Consider the following 17,725-nt stretch of genomic DNA (forward strand, 5'->3'; position numbering starts at 1 on the left):
TGATTTAGAGCTTGTAACGGATGTAACGGACGTAGCCAGTACCAGGCGTTTTTGTACGCTGGTTGGCTTTGGTCAGTTCGATCTCGGCATCGGCCTGAACGTTATCAGCGTTCTCGACGGATGTTTCCACACGCAGTTTATAGCCGGCATCTACCCAGCTTGGGTCAATATCAACCCGCATTACTGAACGTGCGCCGCCTGCTGTGGATGCACCGGTGATGCCATCGACATTCTCGCGGGCGCGGGAGTGGTATCCGAACCAGCGCTTAGAATCCGGCCACCAGATTTTATCCGGCCCGGAAACCCAGAGTGTGCGGTCAAACTTGCCTTCCGGATTCACCAGGTACAGGTGAAAGTATGCTTCAGGGCCGTTGTATTCGTTTAACTGAACCAGCACGACTGCTTCATCTGCTTTAGCAGGCGCGGTGAACGCCAGTAGCGATAGCAAGACAAGAAGGGACGAGCGTAATTTAGCCGGTAGTTGAAGCGACATTTCAGGTCTCCAGTGGTTTTTTAAGTACATCACCTGATCAGATGACCGGGTGCCTTGAATCTGTGTATTACCGGAAGCTTCCCCTGGTATTGAAAGGAATCCCTCAGTAAATCTAATCTAAATGATAATGAGAACGTGAGGCATTATTGGTATTTAAAGGCTTATGTCAATAGGTAATGAGAATAGTTCGTAATTGAATGATATATGTCACTTTTCGAAAATAACGGTATTTAAATCAGTGGGTTACAGATGAAGGTCAATCGGCATGGATGGCTCTGAAACAAACATGTTATGTCGGGGAAGGATTTGTTTTGTTTGAAATATACCCGTTTGCCGCTTCCTTTTCGTTTGAATAAGACCTGATTTATCAGGGTAGCTGCAGGTATTGCTGAAGGATATTTACCTGCCGGTGTAAAAAATTTTTTGCTAAAAGTTAACCGAAATCAATAGATGCAATGCTCCTGGGGATTATTCTGTGCTCATTCAAGTTTAATTATTTATATCTGTACCTTATTCATGAAAAGCGTGGTCTGTGACTGTTTAAGAATGGCTGTTGTTGTTCCACGTTTTATTTCCGGGCACAGAAGGAGCATTTCGCTATGGCTGATAGCAGTGTGATTGCAGACAGAGGGATTCCTGAGACTGGGCAGCCTTTGAGTTTTCTGCCGAAACCGAACCGGATTCCGGGCAATGGTGCCGTTTGGGTGGGCATTTACGCTGAAATGACAGAGTTTGCTCTGATGTTTCTGGTGTATTTCATTGCCAAAGTTTTTCATCAGGAAGTGTTTAATCAGGGGCCTTTGCAGCTCAATACCCTGGCCGGCACCCTGAATACCCTGGCGCTGTTAACCAGCAGTTTCTGTGTGGCAAAGGCGGTTGCCAGTGTGCGTATGAACCGTATTACAACGGCCATACGCTGGCTGTGGGGCACCATTATCTGTGCGGTTTTCTATCTGGTGGTTAAAACCTGGGAATATTATTGGAACATAGAACAGGGTATCGAAATCGAAACCAACCTGTTCTTCACCGTGTATTACTACATGACCTTCAATCACTTTCTGCATGTGGGCTGGGGCGGCGGTGCAATACTCTGGGCCATCTACCGGCTTAAGAAAGGTGCTTACTCCGCAGAGAACCATGAAGGCCTGGAAGCGATTGCCTGTTACTGGCACATGATTGATCTGGTGTGGATTATTATCTTCCCGCTGCTTTATGTACTGAGGTAGTTGTTATGTTTACTGTATTTAAGAACGCTTGTTTGAAAAACTCTTTTTTTCAGAGCTCTTTAATTCAGAACTCTTTAATTCAGAACTCTTTAATTCAGAGCTCTGCAATTAAGAACTGGGTCTGGCTGGTGTTGATCACGCTGACTCTGGGCAGTGCGCTGATTGCTGAGTCTGCGGAACCCAGCCTGATCATCACGCTGGTGATTGCAATTACTGTTGGCGTTAAAGGCTGGCTGGTGGTCGATTACTTTATGGAATTGCGCAATGCCCACCGGTATTTTCGCATTGCCATGAATCTGTATTTTGTGGTTTTGCCCGTCATGATTTTGCTGGTGTACCTCTTTCCGGAAGGCATCGCCAATCTGGTGGATCTGGAAAGGTAGAGGTGTGTATCTGTCAGCTGTTGTAAAGGCTCAGGCTATGTAGCGCGGTAAAATCAGATCAGTGAACACCTTCTTATTTTCAAGGTGTGGCCGCCGTGATTCAGAGGTAATGACGGTGAGCAGGTTCAGCTCCGGTACGATGAAAATATACTGCCCGCCCAGACCGGCAGCGTAGAAATAGTCCACTGCACCGTGAGTGCCTGTCCACCAGTGATAGCCATAGCCGTCACTTTCAGGAAAGCCGCCGGATACTTGTTTTTGGGTGGCTTCAGACATAAAGGCCGGAGAAATGATCTGCTTACCGTCCACTGCACCGCCATCCAGATACAGCTGACCTATTTTAGACAGGCTGACTGAGGAAAGGTCGAGCCCGAATCCGCCATGATAATAGCCTTGCTGATCATGTGACCACTGGCTGCGGGTAATGCCCAGAGGCATGAATAAATGCCGCCTGGCAAAGTCGTGCACATTCAGAGAGGTGAGTTTATACAACAGGGCTGAGAGTACATGAGAACCGGCCGAACTGTATTGGAACCGGGTGCCCGGTTCATATCTCACCGGACGTTCAAGATAGAATCTTACCCAGTTCTTACTTCTGAAATAGCCTTTCGGCTGCCGGTCAGAGCTGTCTAAACCTGAGGTCATCGTCAGCAAGTGGCGGATGGTAACTTTATCAATATTGGCATCCAGCTTACCGGACCGGTATTCGGGAAAATACGACATGACCGGCGTATCAAGGTTTTTCAGATATCCCTGCTGAATCGCAATGCCGTACAAGGTTGCAATGATGCTCTTGGTGACCGACCGGACAGTGCGCACTTTATGTTTGTAGCCAGGCTTTGCAAATTCAGAGACAAGCTCACCGGACTGATACACCGATACGGTATAAATGTGAGGGTAGTGATTTTCAACCGTTTGTTGAAGTGAATCCATTCAGGTATCCGGGTGGCTGTTTGGGTAGCGGTGTGTCATCTGAAATCCAGTATTGCCTTAAACCAGACCAGCCCAGCCCAGAACAGACCAGCCCAGATCAGATAAACCGGCCTGGTTTCAATTGCGGTAACAGAGTTATTCAGATTACGTGCGATCTCAGGGATTAATGGCCAGTAACTCAACATCAAAGATCAACGTGGAGCCGGGCGTAATAATACCCGCTGATCCATTGCCGTAGGCCAGGTCAGCCGGAATAAACAAACGACGCTTTTCACCGACAACCATCAACTGAACACCTTCTGTCCAGCCTTTAATCACCTGATTAAGGCCGAAACTGATTGGCTCGCCACGATCGACCGAACTGTCAAATATCCGGCCATCAATCAGGGTACCGTGATAATGAACCTTCACTTTATCCGAGGCTTTCGGATGTTCTTCGCCACTGCCTGTTTGCAGAATCTCATATTGCAGGCCGCTGGCAGTCGTCGTTACTTCCGGCTTATCAGCATTCACTGTTAAAAATTCAGAACCGGCTGAACGGTTCTTTTCAGCCTGCTGTTGATTTTGTTTCTTGGATCTAATCAATAGCCAGCCAATACAGACGACGGCAGCAATCAGGATTATTTCAGTCATAGGTACAGAGTTCCGGATAAAAACGGTTACTTTAATGACAAGGTAATCCTTATGTAAAGATATTCTCTGCGTGCTGCACCAAAATACAGGAAACGCTTAATCAGGGAGCGTCTTAGGGGGGAACAGGTGGGGATAGCAGAAGGAGTGTAAGAATTAACGGAAGGTATTCTTACTATGTCGTCAGGTATTCTGATTGCCGCATGAAGGTAATACTTAAGCTCTACTGGAGAATGTTTTAGAAAGTGAATCCGTCGTGTATACCAAATTTCAGGCATAAAAAAATCGAAGACTGAAACAGCGTTTGATCACTGAGTTTCTTCTTTTGGAAGATAAGTGGTATCGGTGGGCACTGACTTAAGAGCAACCGCCACGCCCGAAGGCAAGGCATAAGCCCTAGTGAAGAGTTTTTGGAAAGCGTTGAGTTTTTCTGATTTATACGGTTGTATATAGGATTGATAGATGGTTTTTATTGTCTTTCTTTGGTGTTTGATGCGTACCAGAGATGTATTTGTGTTATCTGGTTCAGCAGTCGAGATCAACTTCTGGGCGTGAGAGACGGTCGTACTCATCAACAGTACCTTGTGAGTCGTTAATCAAGACTACTTGGTAATGCATTTTGGATATTTTTCCTGTTGGTTTTACCACCATTGTGGCAATTGAATATTATCTAAATTAGTCCGAAGACTTTCTTTGTGGTGAGGATAATTTTATCTTCGCCGACAGTGGTTATCGTGGTGGTGAGCATTGAAAAGAGTTTCGAAGAAGTAGAGGCTCATTGACATAACGCTGAAATACCCAGTGGGCTCAAAGAGCTGAAGAAATATCCTCACATTAATAAGATTCAATTGAAAACCGAGCATATTAAAGACAGCCTTAGATCCAAAGTTGAGTATTCATTCCGGACTATCAAGGGGCAAGTTGGTTTTATCTAAGCTAGATATCGAGGGCTAATGAAGAACGATAGCAATCTGGTCATGCGGTTCGCCTCGTTGAACGTCGGGCGTGTGGATCAGATACTGCAGTCGTAGGATAAGTCTGTCTGTATGCTGGGAAACAGGTATACGGAAGGCTAAAAGAGATGATAATAGGAAGGTTACGCCATATATATGTCTTGCTCAGCAGAAAAAAACCGGAAGGCAGGACTGAATTATAGCTTTTCTAATAACAAGAGGTTGATGTATTTTAGATAGTATCAATAGATTTTGGTGGGTTTTTAATCTGCATATTCTATGTTTTTCGTAAGTGGTGAGATATAAAAGTATCTACTAAAACTGGACGATTCAATGAAGGTTATTAAACAGTTAAAAGTTGCTTTGATTACTACTTGTTATTAGTTTTCTCAAATAATTTCACTTTTTTATGTTTTAGTTTGGCGAAAGCTTCTCTTCCATTGTTTCAATATCGAATTTAATTTTAATGGAGATTAAGGATTTTATAGGTAATTCATTGAAGTTATAAGACTCTAGTTGTCTTATTAGGTTTCTTATTATCTCAGGATTAAATAGGTTTTCGGATGTGGGATATAATATGTCACTGTTAATGGGTAAACTTATAAATCTGATGGGGTTAAATGAATTATTTATATTGTTATCCATGTGTATGATTGCTGCATTGCTTTCTATAAGCTTGCTCAGACCCCAAAGATCAGGTAGCTCGTGAGGATTCGAGAATAAAATTAGTTCAGGTATTTCTTTTGCTATAACTAAGCTCTCCTCTGTGTGCATCAGTCTTATAAGAACATTTTGAAAGTATGTTGCCATGACAATATTTCTTCTTAGCTCTGAGTCTAATTTGAAAGTTTTGTTAATACTTGAAAGGTAGTGTTCTCTAGCTTCTTTAAGTCGATATGAAAAGTTGTTGTCCAGAATTGCCTTACTCCAATATCTATCATCAGTAAACTTATCGTTTTTACTCATGTCTTGCATTAAACTTTTCAGTATTTCATCCAGTCTATTGTCAAGGTCTGATATGGCGGTATTATGTAGATTGATTGATTCAGAGCCAACATCTAATTTATAAGGAGGGGGAGTTTTGTATACTATATTTTTATGTATCTTATGCTCTGTATAAAATATCGGGGTGTTATCTTTAATAAAATTGATATATAGGGCGGGCCCGTAGTAAGGTAAACAGTACCCAATGAAATCTATTGGTTCACCCTCGAAATCATATTCTGTTATTTCTATATTGTCTTTGCATGACCAGTTTGTTTCAAATTCATAACACAGTTCTAACTCCTGTGGGTTGTTGGAAATAGGGTTTAGTCCTTGTGTCTTATCTATATGTTCGATTCTTTTTAATAGCTCATCTGGAGTCGCTAGATATGGAAAGTTTGATAGTTGAAAATTATATTCTTCATCATATAAATCTCCATTTAAAGCGGTAACAATTTCATATTGTGTGTCATTGGAGTAGCCCCAGGATTCTCCACAGAGACCAAACTCTGAGAAATCGGACAAGAGAACTTCATTATTTTGCAGCTTGTGCTGCTCATCTAAAAACAGCTGATAATTAAAGCCATAGCCAGAGAGGTTTACTTCTGTTGTAGTCAGGGCGATTTCATAGAGCTGTGTTTCTATTGCCTCAAGCAGAGCCAAATAGCTTTTTGCAACTTTGGCCAAATTCCAGTGTTCTGTACCTTTGTATAACGTTGCCTGTTGTTCGTCGATCTGAGTCATCAAATGTTTGAAATCTGCCAACGCTGACTTATTAACTTTCTGCCTTAATATGGGCCATGTATTTAACGTTAACATATAAGAGGAAAGTGCTGACAAAAACACGCCTTGGTTGATAGAAGAATACGCTAAGTTTGTCTTATCCTCTGAAAAAATATAGTCCAGTTCTTTAATGATTCTGCTGTAGGGGGCATGCAGAGGAGTCTGAGACCATGCTTTGGAATAAAGGTTAAATTGAGTGTCAGATGTAAGGTCGAATCCAGTTAATTGAGAAACAGTTTTAGCAGTGGTTTTAAAATGGTCTAGACAATCATCGAATTGAGTTTCAGTGGGCTTAGCGGCCGGGATATCAGATTTTAGCCGATAGCATTTATTTATCATCCTTTCTTCATCTACATAGAACTTCTCACGAAAAAGAGCTGATTGTCTTTCTGCATAGAATTGTAGTTTTTGTTCGATTCTCAGAGTGCGTTCCAGAGTCCTTTGGCTAAGATAATTTATTTGCGATAGCTCATCTCGCATGTTTAAAAAGTTTTTTGAAGTCATCATCAAAATATTATTTAATCTATCATCTATATAATTGAACCTATTATGTACTTCAACTCTGAAGCTTTCTATTTGGCGAGATAAAGAGGCTATATTCTCGAGAATTAACTGGTCAGTCGTTGCTTTCGGTTCTGAAAATGCACCAACCAAGGTAATTGCGGTTGAGACTATTCCTCCTGCTATAATTGAATTAGCAGCAAAACTGGACAGCTCTCTATTGTGGTCGTAGTCTGAGAGTAGTTGAGCGATGTCAAGACCGGCATCAAGTGTAGCTGTCAGTTGTGGTGTACCTTCAATTCCGAGAGCATTCATTAACGTGCTTAGTATATATATATTTGCTCGATAGCCTTCTAGTTCAAGATTATCTTTTTCACGATTGATCCGTTTTGATTCATTGGATTTTATATTATCTATATAAGCTTCGATCCCGGTCAGTATTTCTGAATTACTCTCAAGTTTTGAAATTATATTATCAGTTTTTTTTGTGATTACTTTTTTGATGTCACTTGATAAATTTAGTAGTTCTTTATCGGTTAATTCGCCGGCGTTCATTTTCTTGATTAGAGTTTTGACGTCCAAGTGTGTTGAGAAAATAGGGTTGTTATTGATAATGTCTTCTGCACTGTCTTTAATGTTAGCGCCAAACTCACGAGAGAAAAGGCGATCAAATGCAACTTCAAAGTCAGTACTGTCTTCAGCATTTTGCAATGACTCTGCCAAAGTATTCTCAAGTAACTTATTTGTGTTTAAAAAGTTTGAGTAGAGGTTTGCTTGGGCTATGATCTGATTTGTTGGAGACATAATAGTGTTGCCCATTTCATACCACCATTTTGTTATTTCCTCGGCGATCACTCCCTTCATGCTGTTCTCAGAGTCGCCCTTTATAATATTTATCAATGAATAAGCCGCTTTAGCCTGTAAGGTATTGTTTAAATCAAAATTCCCGTATGATTTTTTTATCATGTCAGCGTGCTGGTCTTTTACTGTGTTCACTGCTTTCATTAATTCAGATGAATTGGCTCCTGGGTTTTGCTTGTGCCACTCATTAGCGTATTTAATTAATATCAATGTTTCATAACTGCGGTTTGTATTAATGAAATATTTAGCGTTGGCTGTATAAATCATGTGTCTTTGCAGCTTTTCAGGGGCGGTTATGTCGGCTTTTGTTTCAACCGCTAAAGCATTGCCTGAACTGTAAAATAAAGTTAGCAATAATGTGTAGGCAATAAAAAATAACGATATCTGGGGCATGGGGGGCTACAATTCAGTTGTGAAATTATTAGGTTAAACCTAGTCTCGCAGGTATAGGGTGTCAAACCGAAGTATCTTTATCATTTATGAATAGTTAGTAGCCCTCAACTTCAGTCTAGGGTGAATTTTAATGTGAAAAGTGAGAAAAATGTTGTGCTGACAGAGTCAGCACGGGCAGAGTAAAGGGATTAAACCTCAGAAAGTCGTGTATGAAGCTCTGACAGGCGATCATGATTGAAGAAAGGCTCGTATTGGAAATTTGGGAATTCGCCCAGAATGCGCTCCAGAAGCGCAACAGTGCGCTTGGTTATAGGAGCTGTGCCCAGTACATCTTTGCACGTTTACCCCCGCTAACGTGACTGTGCTTGGCAGAGGAACCATTTGAATTCAGCCATTCTATGAGTTCGGCGTTTTTCATCTTGCGCTTAAGGCCGTGGGACTCGCGAGCATAGGCGCGAAGGAAGTTTCGGCACAGTATACCGTCAGACTTTTCACCGTCCTGCAAACGCATCTTGCTATGTCGCTTTGCGATTGAAGATTCGATGTACTCTTCCCATTCATCCCAGTCTTCGAGCTCTTTTAAGCAGTTATCGTTAGCCCTCCAGCTATCGAACAGTGCGGTAATAGTCACCTTCTTCCAAAGCCTGGTGTGGCTCTGAGTCACAAGCTACATGCATACGATCCAGTACAGGAATCATTCGTGGATTAATGAGACGCCGCTTGCAGTCTGGTTCGAGATTCATGTTCTGCATTCGGTGGTTCATGAGCAGATCTTTGTTATAGAGCATCATTTCACGTGTAGAGGTGAGAGAGCTTGCATCTGTTTTTCACCTGGGTGGCGTTCTAGATAAAGCATAACGAAATATTCATTATGATCGTCTTCGTAGCTCGGTACTTTAATACCTGCTTTGGCCGTTACCTTCTTTTATTCCCAGCCTGCTGCTTTAAGAACTGTAGCCTGCCAACGAGTTTTGGCCACGATAATCTGATAAGCGCGATTTTTTTCTTCCAGAATATCTTCGCCTTGTGTGTCTATATGTCGATACAACTCTCGGAAGTACTGACATGCTGGGCCATCCATTCTGATCCTGTTTAATGGCGCATTAGTCAGGAAACCATCAGTAGTGACTGAAACCGCTCGATACGGCTCCTCAATACCGTTCAGCATTTCGCTGTTACGGGTGCCAGAGAGCGCCGGAATGGCGATAAACGCATCGATTTAGGGGGTACGTTTATAGGCGAGAGCTTCGCGAATCAGCGCCTTCATCTTTCCTGCATCCAGAAAACGAGTGCGTACGTTATCTTCTTTTAGCAGTTTGATCTTCATTGCCTCATTTACAGGGACAATGTCGAAGCGTACAGCGAATTGACCCATGCTCTTCAGTACGGCTAATACACGGTTACAGGTTGCGTTGGCGTAGGCTGGACGATCTTTAGTTGGTTCATTAAGTTTCAGCTGAATCTGCTGAACATGTGTGGTTTTAAGGTCGGTATATCTGAGATGACCGATCAGGGGCTCAATATGTAACTTGAAACGTTCAATGTCAGACTTCCAGGTTTTCTTGTGCTTCTTCTGAAGAGGCAGAAATGTATGCCAGAAGAACTCGCTTACGGTCGGTATTTGCTGCTGTACTTCCTGTTCACCTTTAGGGTCTCTGCCTTTAGCGAGCATAGCTCTATAGCTGCGAATAGCTTTACGTGCTGCAGCTACATCGATATCAGGAAAGCGGCCAAGATTGATGCTGCGTTTACGGCCATTGAAGGTATAGCGCAGCAGGAAGCGTTTATTACCAGATTTCCCTGATAGACATTTCAGCCCGGTTAATTCCGTATCTGTAACTTCAAGTTCAGTGGATGAAGATGATTTATCGTTGGCGGGTAAAGACCGGATACGGTCGTTGGTGGGATTGAATTTCTTGCTCATAAAACCTCCGGAATTAGATATCCGGGGTTTTTATATATGATTGAAAAAGGAATAGTTACGGATGAGCACGAGGGTAGCTTTGTGCCAAAAGCGGACTCAATCATCTCTTACAGAAGGTCTGCTAACGACACATATCGGTCATTAACGCCCGCATTTGCGGCTGGTTTGGAGCGCAGCGGAAAAACAGTCCGACAACATGCGCTTGTTAGGCTGTGACTTCATCGTCAGTAATTCTCTGTAAGGAAATAAAAGCTTCATCAACATACGATTTTCCAGTTTTTTTCTCGAACTCCTCTAAGAGATAGTCCTCGAACCACAGCCAATAGCCTGTGCTATTTTCTCTATCGTCATCTTGCCCCCGAACACCCTCTGAGTAATGTGAAGTGCTTTTTAGAACTTCTTTATCAACAGGAAAGTCCTTGTCCTGATTATCTTCCTCAAGTAACTCAAGCAATTTCTCTGCATGATCGTTATATTCTAGGAACGATTTTACCTTTGATTCTTTTTCGGCTGACCATTGTTCTTTAATGAAATTACTGATCAGGGGATTAATTTGGGTCATGTAATCTGTAATCCTGACATGTACTAGTCTTTGAATGTACCCATTTTTCTCTAGTGCTGAGTTATTTAACTCAGACATATCTAGAGTTTCATTTTTTAGAGTTAACTTTCTTAAGGTGGCTTTCTGTTCGAAATGTAGATGCTCAAACGAACTTTTAATCTTTGTTAATAGCAACTTTTCCTTTTCTTCTTTCTCAATTCTTTCACGCTTGGCTTCTTCTAATTCCATCTCTTGTTCAAGCGCCGCTTCTTTTTTTGACTTATGCTGTTTCCATAAGAACTCAGTAGCCCAGGATACTGCTTGTCCTACAAGTGAGCCACACCCTACACCAAGTAGGAGCAGGACAATTGATAATTGTTCTTTGGATATTTGAGTCTCTGAGATAACTGGCTCAAGGTATTTCCAGGAGATCAATAAAGCCACTGCAACTGTTATGTACTTAACGCATGCCTTTGGTGAAGTAAGGGCTGCCAGTAGCTTTATAATCGTACCCGCAGTTTCACTCATTTTTACCCTCCTGGGAGCCTAACGCTTACAGCAGTTGAGCGCATCGCGTGTCAACTGACTGTTTTTGTTAAGTGATTCATCCACACAAAACTCTATTAATTTCATTAAACCAGCTCTCTCTGTGGAAAACCCGTTCTTTATGTAGGTTATTCTCTAAAATTTCAGCTTTAGTTAACCCAGACAAAACTTCCCAATTATTTTCTATAACGTATGTAGCGTTGTTTGTTTGCGTGCTTTCCAGAATGTATAGATTCTTTTCAGGAAAACCAAAGATCAAGTACCCTGAAAACCCTGCTCTACCTACTGCAACGAAGTCAGGTTCATGTACATTGATGGATTCTAGGCGCTTATCAATAACCACTTTGTTTCCATCCGAAAGATTACCTGTAGCCTCACGTACAAGTGGCTTTAGCTCGCCCCAAGGCTTCTTCCCTGGAGGAAGGACATCCCAATTTAGCTTACGAAGAGGAGCACGAATAATAGAATCAAGGTTCTCACTCCTGATCTCACAATGCCCAAATATTTCCAAAAATAGGTTGATTATATGAACCAGAAGATCATCGTTCTCCGATGTAAATTCTACTGGATCTGAAATGATAAATTTTTCACTGTTAGAATTTGTCGCTATATTCAACTCGACAGCGGGGGGCTCTATATATTCTCTGGGATAACGCTCGTATGGGATGTCTACAATTTTTGACTTTTCCTCGAAGTCGTATCTACCTCTGAACTCTTTCCAAGTCCATTCTTGCTGTCTATAGTGCGTTTCCTTTGGTTCGTCCTTTTGTGGGATTTCTTTGCCTTCGGCATTGAATTTAGTGATGTTGCCGACAGCTCTTGGAAGGACAACTTCCCCTGGAGAAAAATCAGGACTAAGTCCAATATCTATAGCTGCGTCACTATCAATATCTGAAATACCAACGCTCACAACTATAGGTTGTCCTTCTTCTAATCCTTTTGTGTATGCACCAAGCGTTCTGATTCTCTTTTTATTGATAATCATAGATAAGATTCCTTTCTCTATTCACTTAACAATTTAATGGTCCACCCTTACAAGGTTTAAAAGCTTGCAAGCTTTGCTACCTTGTAAGGTACATTTTAAATTCATGGGTAGAAAAGCTATGTACCGAAGAGGCAGAAAGTAGTAGGAGTCTATGGCTCGATTTGCGAGGGCAAGGGCTGCCAGAGAGGAAAAAGGATTAGTAGTGTTCATCCTGAATACCCGCCTGAACTACCTGCATTGCGCAGAAATATCACAGACTCTGATACGGGTACTCCTTTCTCCCATCAACCAGAACTATATCTCAGTCATCCAAAATTGACTACTAGGTTGCTTTCTATGTTTTGTCGAGCAAGTCGCGAAACGACGTTTAGTCACGAGCATGAAGCATAGCTTCCGTTCTAGCCACGTATTTCCAAGGTCCGCTAATGGCACAAAGCTGACCTGAAAGACCTGGTTTTTAATCGGGAATTTGGTGGTCTCACTTTTTAAGCTGATATTGTAGATAAAGAGTAACTAATAGTTATTAGTTGTATTGCGTTGGATGTCGTGACGCATAGATATTGCACAGATGGGATAAGGTATGCACCAGAAGCCGAAATTACAGGCACAAAAAAGCGGTCGCTACAAAGCTCCGCTTCTCTGTAGACCCTATGAACAGGGCTTTAATACTTAATCGATGACTTGATTAAGTTAGTGGCCCCGGTGGGCGGACTTGAACCGCCACGCCCGAAGGCAACGCTAGATGTTATGAAAAGCGAATCCGTCGTGTATACCAATTATCTTTCTTACAGGCACAAAAAAGCCCCGACTCTCCCGAAGAGAAACGAGGCTTAATTGAGTGGTACCGGTGGGCGGACTTGAACCGCCACGCCCGAAGGCAACGGATTTTGAATCCGTCGTGTATACCAATTTCACCACACCGGCACATATCATTTCGCAACTTACTTATTCCGGTAAATGTCCGAGCGTAAGCAAGTGCCCGGTATTATACGAATCCATTGTTAGGCGTCAATCAGCAAACAGAAATAAACTGAAAAAACGCAGGGTTTCAGGTATTTGCAGAGAGAGCGCGGGCAAACAGCAGGTTGCGTTTGCCCGGCCGGTTTAGCTGCGCTGCAGCTTAGCTTTGCGCTTAAACAGGTGGCTGAATATCTGTTCCAGCAGCCAGATAGCAATCAGGCTTGCCCCTGTGAGTGGGAAGCAGACACCAATCGTTACCCAGATGATCAGGGCGGTATTCCAGCGTTTGGCTTCAATCGCTGCCGGAGGATTCAGGCTGACACCTGCTTTGATGGGACGTCTTTTCCACCACAGGATGATGCCGCTGATGCACAGGAACAGTGTGAGCATACAGATAACTGTGTTGAGTATCAGGTTGGCTGTTCCCCAGAGCCCCATATGTAAGGGGATGCCGATCGCCATGGCTTTAGCTATCAGGCTGTAGTCCTGAAACTGAATATCCATCAGCAGTTTTCCGGTGTACTGATCAATATGCAGGGTGCGGTCATCCAGCGGCGAAATACGGTCTTTACTCATGGTGGCGGCCACAATGGAGTAGACGCCATCTTCCCAGCGGGGCAGGTTGATCCGGAAGGATGTCATACCCAGTTGCTGTGCATAACCGGTCACTGTATCGAGATTAACCGGTGTGCCTGCCGGAATTGCCTGTGTGCCGGCAGCAGAACCAGACAGTGGTAAAGGGGCCTGTTCAAGGTTCCAGGGAATCTCTTCGATGACTCCGGGATTCAGGCTGGCATGGGTTTTGTCTGAGGTTGGAATACCACCAAATACGCCGGTAGGGAAGGTGTTCCAGGGCTGGACGATTTTGGCCCCCCAGATTCCTGTCCATGAAAGGCCGGTAATGCTCAGAAATAACAGCGCCAGTGCCAGCCAGGCGCCGGTGCTGATGTGCAGTTCTTTCCACAGTGAGCGTCCGTTCTTGCTCAATTGTGGAATAAACAGCCGGTACCAGTGTTGTTGCTGGCGGGGCCACCACATGAACAGCCCTGTCAGTATCAGCACCAGGGTATATCCGGCCGCCAGTTCGATAAGGGCGTCGCCGGTTTCACCCAGCAAAAACGTCCCGTGTATTTCGTCCGCCAGCGCATAGAGGCTGCCATCTTTACTATTACTGCCCAATATTTCCCCGGTGTACGGATTCACATAGACATTCCGGTTTTCGCCCTCAGAGGTTTTTACTGTGAAGTGGCTGCTCTGTTCTGCTGTTTCCGGTAAACGAAACTGGTTAACCGTGGCCTGTGGATACTTTGCGGTGATGGCCTTCAGCTGACTTTGCCAGCTCAGGTATTCGGAAGCGACCGGTTCAACGGTTAGCAGTTTGCCGTGCAATGCCGGAGCGATGACCGGCTGATACAGCAGCATGATCAGCCCGGTGAGGCTGAGCATAAGCATGAAAGGAATGACGTAAAGGCCGGCATACATATGCCAGCGCCAGGCGGCGCGGTAGCGGGCTGGCTGTAAAGATGAAGGCGACATGATTGTTCCTGTATCGGGCTCTGAAAGCGCGGCACTTTAGCAACCGGTTACGTGTCCGGAAATGTGACCTGTTGTCGCGTGGCGGTTTGTCGCAGGGGAGTTTTCTGATCTCACATTTGCACCTGCAAGGTGGCATATTTTTATTCTGGGGCTATGGTACTGTAAGGTAAGTCTTACTGATTTAAACACCGGAAATTCATATGGTTACACGTTTCTTGCTGTGCATTACCTGTGCCGCTCTGGCCGCCTGCGGGGTGAAGCCCCAGACCGTCAATGAACTGATTATCCAGAACCGTACTTCAGAGGTTGTTTATGAGGTGAAACTGAAGATTCCCGAAACAGGTAAGGTCGTCAGCTGCAGTAGCATCTTATCCGGCAGTGAATGTTCTCTGGGCTTTCCGGAGCGGGCGTTGCAGGGGAATCTGGCTAACCTGAGCTGGCAGGAGGATGGTGTCGGTTACAGCCGTACATTATCGGCCGGTAACATTGCCGCCGTATCTGACCGGCCTCTGCACGCGGTGGTGGTTATTTTACCCGGCGGGCATTTGCAGGCGGGGCTGGAGTAGTTCGGGCAGCAGGCGGCTGTGGTCGAAAAAGCCTTCCGCTGAAATTCTGGCTGTTAACTAAAAAATTGTTTCGCAGTGTTCTCAGCGGGCAGGCAGTCCACACAGCTGGCAAGCGAGCTGTCGTGCGGTTTCGGCAGCCTGGGGCGCGCTCTGGACCTGAGCAGTCACAATTGCACCGTCAACCAGCAGCATTACCTGATCGGCAAGCGCCGCATTACCCAGCAACTCTGTCAGACAATCCCGTAACCAGTGCTTATGCCGGCAGGCGTACTGATGTACCGGGTGATCTTTGTCGGCAAATTCGGCGCTGGCATTAATGAAGTTGCAGCCGAAGAAGTTGTCATCTTCAAACCATTCCTGAAGCGCATCGAAAAACGCATGCAGGTGATAACTGTCTTTTTCCTGTGGATGGGCTTCACGTGATGTCTTAATGGTGGAATCAAACAGTTCCACCAGATTCTGATGGCGGTATTCCAGTACGGCCAGAATCAGCAGTTCTTTACTGCGGAAATATTTGTACAGTGTGGTTTTAGATACACCGGATACCGCCATGATGGTATCAATGCCGGTAGCGTGAAATCCGTGTCTGTTAAACAGCTGTAATGATGTTTCGATCAGAAGTTGTTGTTTATCCCTGGCCATTATCGGGTCCGCTGTATTTTCGATGGGCAGAGTGTATGTCAGCCGGGCGTGGGGTTCCAGTATTCTCCTTACCCTGTTGAGGGGATTTATTATAAAAAATGAACAGATCTGTTCAGTTATGGTATTTTGTACCTGAACAAATCTATTCATTAACATTAATAATATATCTCTGGAGTGCAGTATGACCGGTAATTCTGAAGGGGCTCTGACCCGCGGTGTAAATCATTTAGGGCTGACTGTGCCTGAGCTGGCGATAACTGCCGATTTTTTCCAGCGGGTGCTTGGGTTTAATAAGGTGGGGGAGAAGCCGGATTATCCGGCGGTGTTTGTCAGCGATGGCCATACAATGATTACCCTCTGGCAGGCTAAGGCTGAGACGCCGGTCAGTTTTAACCGGCAACAGAATATTGGCTTGCATCACGTGGCACTGGCGGTAGCGGATACAGCAGCGCTGGATGCGTTACATGCGCGCCTGTTGCAGCAGGATAATGTGACGATTGAGTTTGCGCCGGAAGCCTTGGGAGAAGCACCGTTCCGCCACATGATGTGTCTGATTCCAGGCGGTATCCGGACGGAGTTTATTGCCCCGGCGGGCTGATTGTTCCGGCTGTTTCAGCAAGTGAAACAGTTATTAACCGGGTACAGGTCTGCTGTGGCCGGTTAATTGTGCTATTTCCCTTCAGAGGGCGCTGAAATATGCTTCGTTTTCCGGTAGGATAGCCGTCCTTTTTTCAGTTCCGACAGATCCCACCATGCAGGTTAAAGATTTCCATTTTGAACTCCCCGATGAGTTAATCGCCCGTTATCCCCTCGCTGACCGTACTGCCAGCCGTTTGCTCTGTGTTGACGGTAACAGTGGTGACCGGGTGCACCGGCACTTTTATGAGGTGCTGGACCTGCTGAACGAAGGGGATCTGGTGATCTTCAATAATACCCGGGTGATTCCGGCCAGAATGTTCGGCCAGAAAGCGTCCGGTGGCAAAATTGAAGTGCTGATCGAGCGGGTGCTGGATGAACAGTCTGCACTGGCGCATATCCGTTCCAGCCGTTCGCCGAAAGAAGGGGCGGAACTGACACTGGACGGTGGCCTGAAGGCAACCATGGTTGGCCGTCATGATGATCTGTTTGAGCTGCGTTTTGATCTTTCCGAAGGCAACCTGATTGAAGCGCTGGAGCAGTTTGGCCATATGCCGCTGCCACCTTATATGAAGCGTGAAGACGAGCTGTCTGACCGGGAACGTTATCAGACGGTCTACAACGAAAAGCCCGGTGCTGTAGCAGCCCCGACAGCCGGTCTGCACTTTGACGATGCCCTGCTGGCCAAACTGGCAGACAAAGGTGTAGAAAAAGCCTTTGTGACGCTGCATGTGGGGGCGGGGACTTTCCGTCCGGTGAAGGTGGATACCATTGCCGAGCATAAAATGCATGCGGAATATATCGAAGTCTCTGAGGAAGTCTGTGCGGCGGTTAAAGCGGCTAAAGCCCGCGGTAACCGTGTGGTAGCGATCGGCACCACCAGTGTGCGCTGTCTGGAAACCGCCAGCTGTGACGGTGAGATTGCGCCGTATTTTGGCGATACCGATATCTTCATTTACCCGGGCTACGAGTTCAAAACCGTTGACGTGCTGGTGACCAACTTCCATTTGCCGGAATCAACCCTGCTGATGCTGGTGTCTGCCTTTGCCGGTTACGACAACATGATGGCTGCATATCATGAAGCGGTTGCAGAGAAATACCGTTTCTTCAGTTACGGTGATGCGATGTTTTTGCAGCGCCGGGATAAAAGTGTGGCACAAGGGTGAAACTGTTTGTGGCTGGAGCAATCAAAGCCATTTAACCGTTCGCCATAAGCTTTAAAGCAGGGGCTGGTAACTGTATTTCAGCC

General features: G+C 44.9%; 17 protein-coding genes and 1 tRNA gene. 5 read left to right on the top strand and 13 right to left on the bottom strand.

Annotated features, from left to right (window positions below; genetic code table 11):
• Positions 1 to 4 precede the first annotated feature (4 nt).
• Entirely contained in the window at positions 5 to 493 is a 489-nt protein-coding gene (locus tag JYB63_RS10205; protein ID WP_205657780.1) for a DUF2271 domain-containing protein, read from the bottom strand.
• A gap of 599 nt (positions 494 to 1,092) precedes the next feature.
• Here JYB63_RS10205 and JYB63_RS10210 point away from each other — a divergent pair.
• Both JYB63_RS10210 and JYB63_RS10215 read left to right on the top strand, forming a co-directional pair.
• On the top strand, positions 1,093 to 1,719 hold the full coding sequence (locus JYB63_RS10210) for a cytochrome c oxidase subunit 3 family protein (protein ID WP_205657781.1): 627 nt from the start codon (positions 1,093 to 1,095) through the stop codon (positions 1,717 to 1,719).
• 128 nt (positions 1,720 to 1,847) lie between these two features.
• A complete protein-coding gene (locus tag JYB63_RS10215; protein ID WP_205657782.1) occupies positions 1,848 to 2,102 on the top strand; it encodes a cytochrome C oxidase subunit IV family protein in 255 nt (84 codons plus the stop codon).
• A gap of 30 nt (positions 2,103 to 2,132) precedes the next feature.
• On the opposite strand, the gene JYB63_RS10220 is transcribed toward JYB63_RS10215, so the two are convergent.
• The 11 genes from JYB63_RS10220 to JYB63_RS10265 all read right to left on the bottom strand — a co-directional run bounded on the left by JYB63_RS10220 (position 2,133) and on the right by JYB63_RS10265 (position 14,632).
• Entirely contained in the window at positions 2,133 to 3,035 is a 903-nt protein-coding gene (locus JYB63_RS10220; protein ID WP_205657783.1) for a serine hydrolase domain-containing protein, read from the bottom strand.
• Positions 3,036 to 3,191: 156 nt separating this feature from the next.
• The gene (gene bamJ, locus JYB63_RS10225) at positions 3,192 to 3,668 is read right to left on the bottom strand and encodes a BamJ family beta-barrel-assembly machinery protein (protein WP_205657784.1); all 477 of its coding nucleotides are present in this window, start codon (positions 3,666 to 3,668) and stop codon (positions 3,192 to 3,194) included.
• 305 nt (positions 3,669 to 3,973) lie between these two features.
• Positions 3,974 to 4,237, bottom strand: a complete 264-nt coding sequence (locus JYB63_RS10230; RefSeq protein ID WP_205657785.1) for a hypothetical protein — start codon at positions 4,235 to 4,237, stop codon at positions 3,974 to 3,976.
• 795 nt (positions 4,238 to 5,032) lie between these two features.
• Positions 5,033 to 8,140: a hypothetical protein gene (locus JYB63_RS10235; protein ID WP_205657786.1), complete on the bottom strand. Its 3,108-nt coding sequence runs from the start codon at positions 8,138 to 8,140 to the stop codon at positions 5,033 to 5,035.
• 307 nt (positions 8,141 to 8,447) lie between these two features.
• On the bottom strand, positions 8,448 to 8,804 hold the full coding sequence (locus JYB63_RS23730; RefSeq protein ID WP_509149405.1) for a hypothetical protein: 357 nt from the start codon (positions 8,802 to 8,804) through the stop codon (positions 8,448 to 8,450).
• Between the two features lie 261 nt (positions 8,805 to 9,065).
• A complete protein-coding gene (locus JYB63_RS10240; protein WP_205657787.1) occupies positions 9,066 to 9,308 on the bottom strand; it encodes a hypothetical protein in 243 nt (80 codons plus the stop codon).
• A 51-nt stretch (positions 9,309 to 9,359) separates the two neighbouring features.
• Positions 9,360 to 10,064 (bottom strand): DUF4102 domain-containing protein, encoded by a 705-nt coding sequence (locus tag JYB63_RS10245; protein ID WP_205657788.1) that lies wholly within the window; start codon positions 10,062 to 10,064, stop codon positions 9,360 to 9,362.
• A 205-nt stretch (positions 10,065 to 10,269) separates the two neighbouring features.
• Positions 10,270 to 11,133: a hypothetical protein gene (locus JYB63_RS10250; RefSeq protein WP_205657789.1), complete on the bottom strand. Its 864-nt coding sequence runs from the start codon at positions 11,131 to 11,133 to the stop codon at positions 10,270 to 10,272.
• A 76-nt stretch (positions 11,134 to 11,209) separates the two neighbouring features.
• Positions 11,210 to 12,136 (bottom strand): hypothetical protein, encoded by a 927-nt coding sequence (locus JYB63_RS10255; RefSeq protein WP_205657790.1) that lies wholly within the window; start codon positions 12,134 to 12,136, stop codon positions 11,210 to 11,212.
• A gap of 839 nt (positions 12,137 to 12,975) precedes the next feature.
• A tRNA-Leu gene (locus JYB63_RS10260) sits at positions 12,976 to 13,060 on the bottom strand.
• A 180-nt stretch (positions 13,061 to 13,240) separates the two neighbouring features.
• Positions 13,241 to 14,632 (bottom strand): PepSY-associated TM helix domain-containing protein, encoded by a 1,392-nt coding sequence (locus tag JYB63_RS10265; protein ID WP_205657791.1) that lies wholly within the window; start codon positions 14,630 to 14,632, stop codon positions 13,241 to 13,243.
• A gap of 200 nt (positions 14,633 to 14,832) precedes the next feature.
• Between JYB63_RS10265 and JYB63_RS10270 the strand changes: the two genes are divergently transcribed.
• On the top strand, positions 14,833 to 15,198 hold the full coding sequence (locus JYB63_RS10270) for a hypothetical protein (RefSeq protein ID WP_205657792.1): 366 nt from the start codon (positions 14,833 to 14,835) through the stop codon (positions 15,196 to 15,198).
• A gap of 81 nt (positions 15,199 to 15,279) precedes the next feature.
• Here JYB63_RS10270 and JYB63_RS10275 read toward each other — a convergent pair whose 3' ends face one another.
• Entirely contained in the window at positions 15,280 to 15,840 is a 561-nt protein-coding gene (locus tag JYB63_RS10275; protein ID WP_205657793.1) for a TetR/AcrR family transcriptional regulator, read from the bottom strand.
• Positions 15,841 to 16,021: 181 nt separating this feature from the next.
• On the opposite strand from JYB63_RS10275, the gene JYB63_RS10280 reads away from it, so the two are divergent.
• Entirely contained in the window at positions 16,022 to 16,438 is a 417-nt protein-coding gene (locus tag JYB63_RS10280) for a VOC family protein (protein ID WP_205657794.1), read from the top strand.
• A gap of 154 nt (positions 16,439 to 16,592) precedes the next feature.
• A complete protein-coding gene (gene queA / locus JYB63_RS10285; protein WP_205657795.1) occupies positions 16,593 to 17,642 on the top strand; it encodes a tRNA preQ1(34) S-adenosylmethionine ribosyltransferase-isomerase QueA in 1,050 nt (349 codons plus the stop codon).
• Positions 17,643 to 17,725: the final 83 nt, after the last annotated feature.

This window comes from Aliamphritea spongicola (genome assembly GCF_017051665.1).
GTDB lineage: Bacteria > Pseudomonadota > Gammaproteobacteria > Pseudomonadales > Balneatricaceae > Amphritea > Amphritea spongicola.

Excerpts from the sequence above, each read along its gene's own strand:
- queA (WP_205657795.1), top strand. The coding sequence starts at position 16,593 with ATGCAGGTTAAAGATTTCCATTTTGAACTCCCCGATGAGTTAATCGCC.
- JYB63_RS10265 (WP_205657791.1), bottom strand. The coding sequence starts at position 14,632 with ATGTCGCCTTCATCTTTACAGCCAGCCCGCTACCGCGCCGCCTGGCGC.
- JYB63_RS10270 (WP_205657792.1), top strand. The coding sequence starts at position 14,833 with ATGGTTACACGTTTCTTGCTGTGCATTACCTGTGCCGCTCTGGCCGCC.
- bamJ (WP_205657784.1), bottom strand. The coding sequence starts at position 3,668 with ATGACTGAAATAATCCTGATTGCTGCCGTCGTCTGTATTGGCTGGCTA.
- JYB63_RS10240 (WP_205657787.1), bottom strand. The coding sequence starts at position 9,308 with ATGCTGAACGGTATTGAGGAGCCGTATCGAGCGGTTTCAGTCACTACT.
- JYB63_RS10275 (WP_205657793.1), bottom strand. The coding sequence starts at position 15,840 with ATGGCCAGGGATAAACAACAACTTCTGATCGAAACATCATTACAGCTG.
- JYB63_RS10230 (WP_205657785.1), bottom strand. The coding sequence starts at position 4,237 with ATGAGTACGACCGTCTCTCACGCCCAGAAGTTGATCTCGACTGCTGAA.
- JYB63_RS10235 (WP_205657786.1), bottom strand. The coding sequence starts at position 8,140 with ATGCCCCAGATATCGTTATTTTTTATTGCCTACACATTATTGCTAACT.
- JYB63_RS10220 (WP_205657783.1), bottom strand. The coding sequence starts at position 3,035 with ATGGATTCACTTCAACAAACGGTTGAAAATCACTACCCTCACATTTAT.
- JYB63_RS10205 (WP_205657780.1), bottom strand. The coding sequence starts at position 493 with ATGTCGCTTCAACTACCGGCTAAATTACGCTCGTCCCTTCTTGTCTTG.
- JYB63_RS10210 (WP_205657781.1), top strand. The coding sequence starts at position 1,093 with ATGGCTGATAGCAGTGTGATTGCAGACAGAGGGATTCCTGAGACTGGG.
- JYB63_RS10280 (WP_205657794.1), top strand. The coding sequence starts at position 16,022 with ATGACCGGTAATTCTGAAGGGGCTCTGACCCGCGGTGTAAATCATTTA.
- JYB63_RS10255 (WP_205657790.1), bottom strand. The coding sequence starts at position 12,136 with ATGATTATCAATAAAAAGAGAATCAGAACGCTTGGTGCATACACAAAA.
- JYB63_RS10245 (WP_205657788.1), bottom strand. The coding sequence starts at position 10,064 with ATGAGCAAGAAATTCAATCCCACCAACGACCGTATCCGGTCTTTACCC.
- JYB63_RS10250 (WP_205657789.1), bottom strand. The coding sequence starts at position 11,133 with ATGAGTGAAACTGCGGGTACGATTATAAAGCTACTGGCAGCCCTTACT.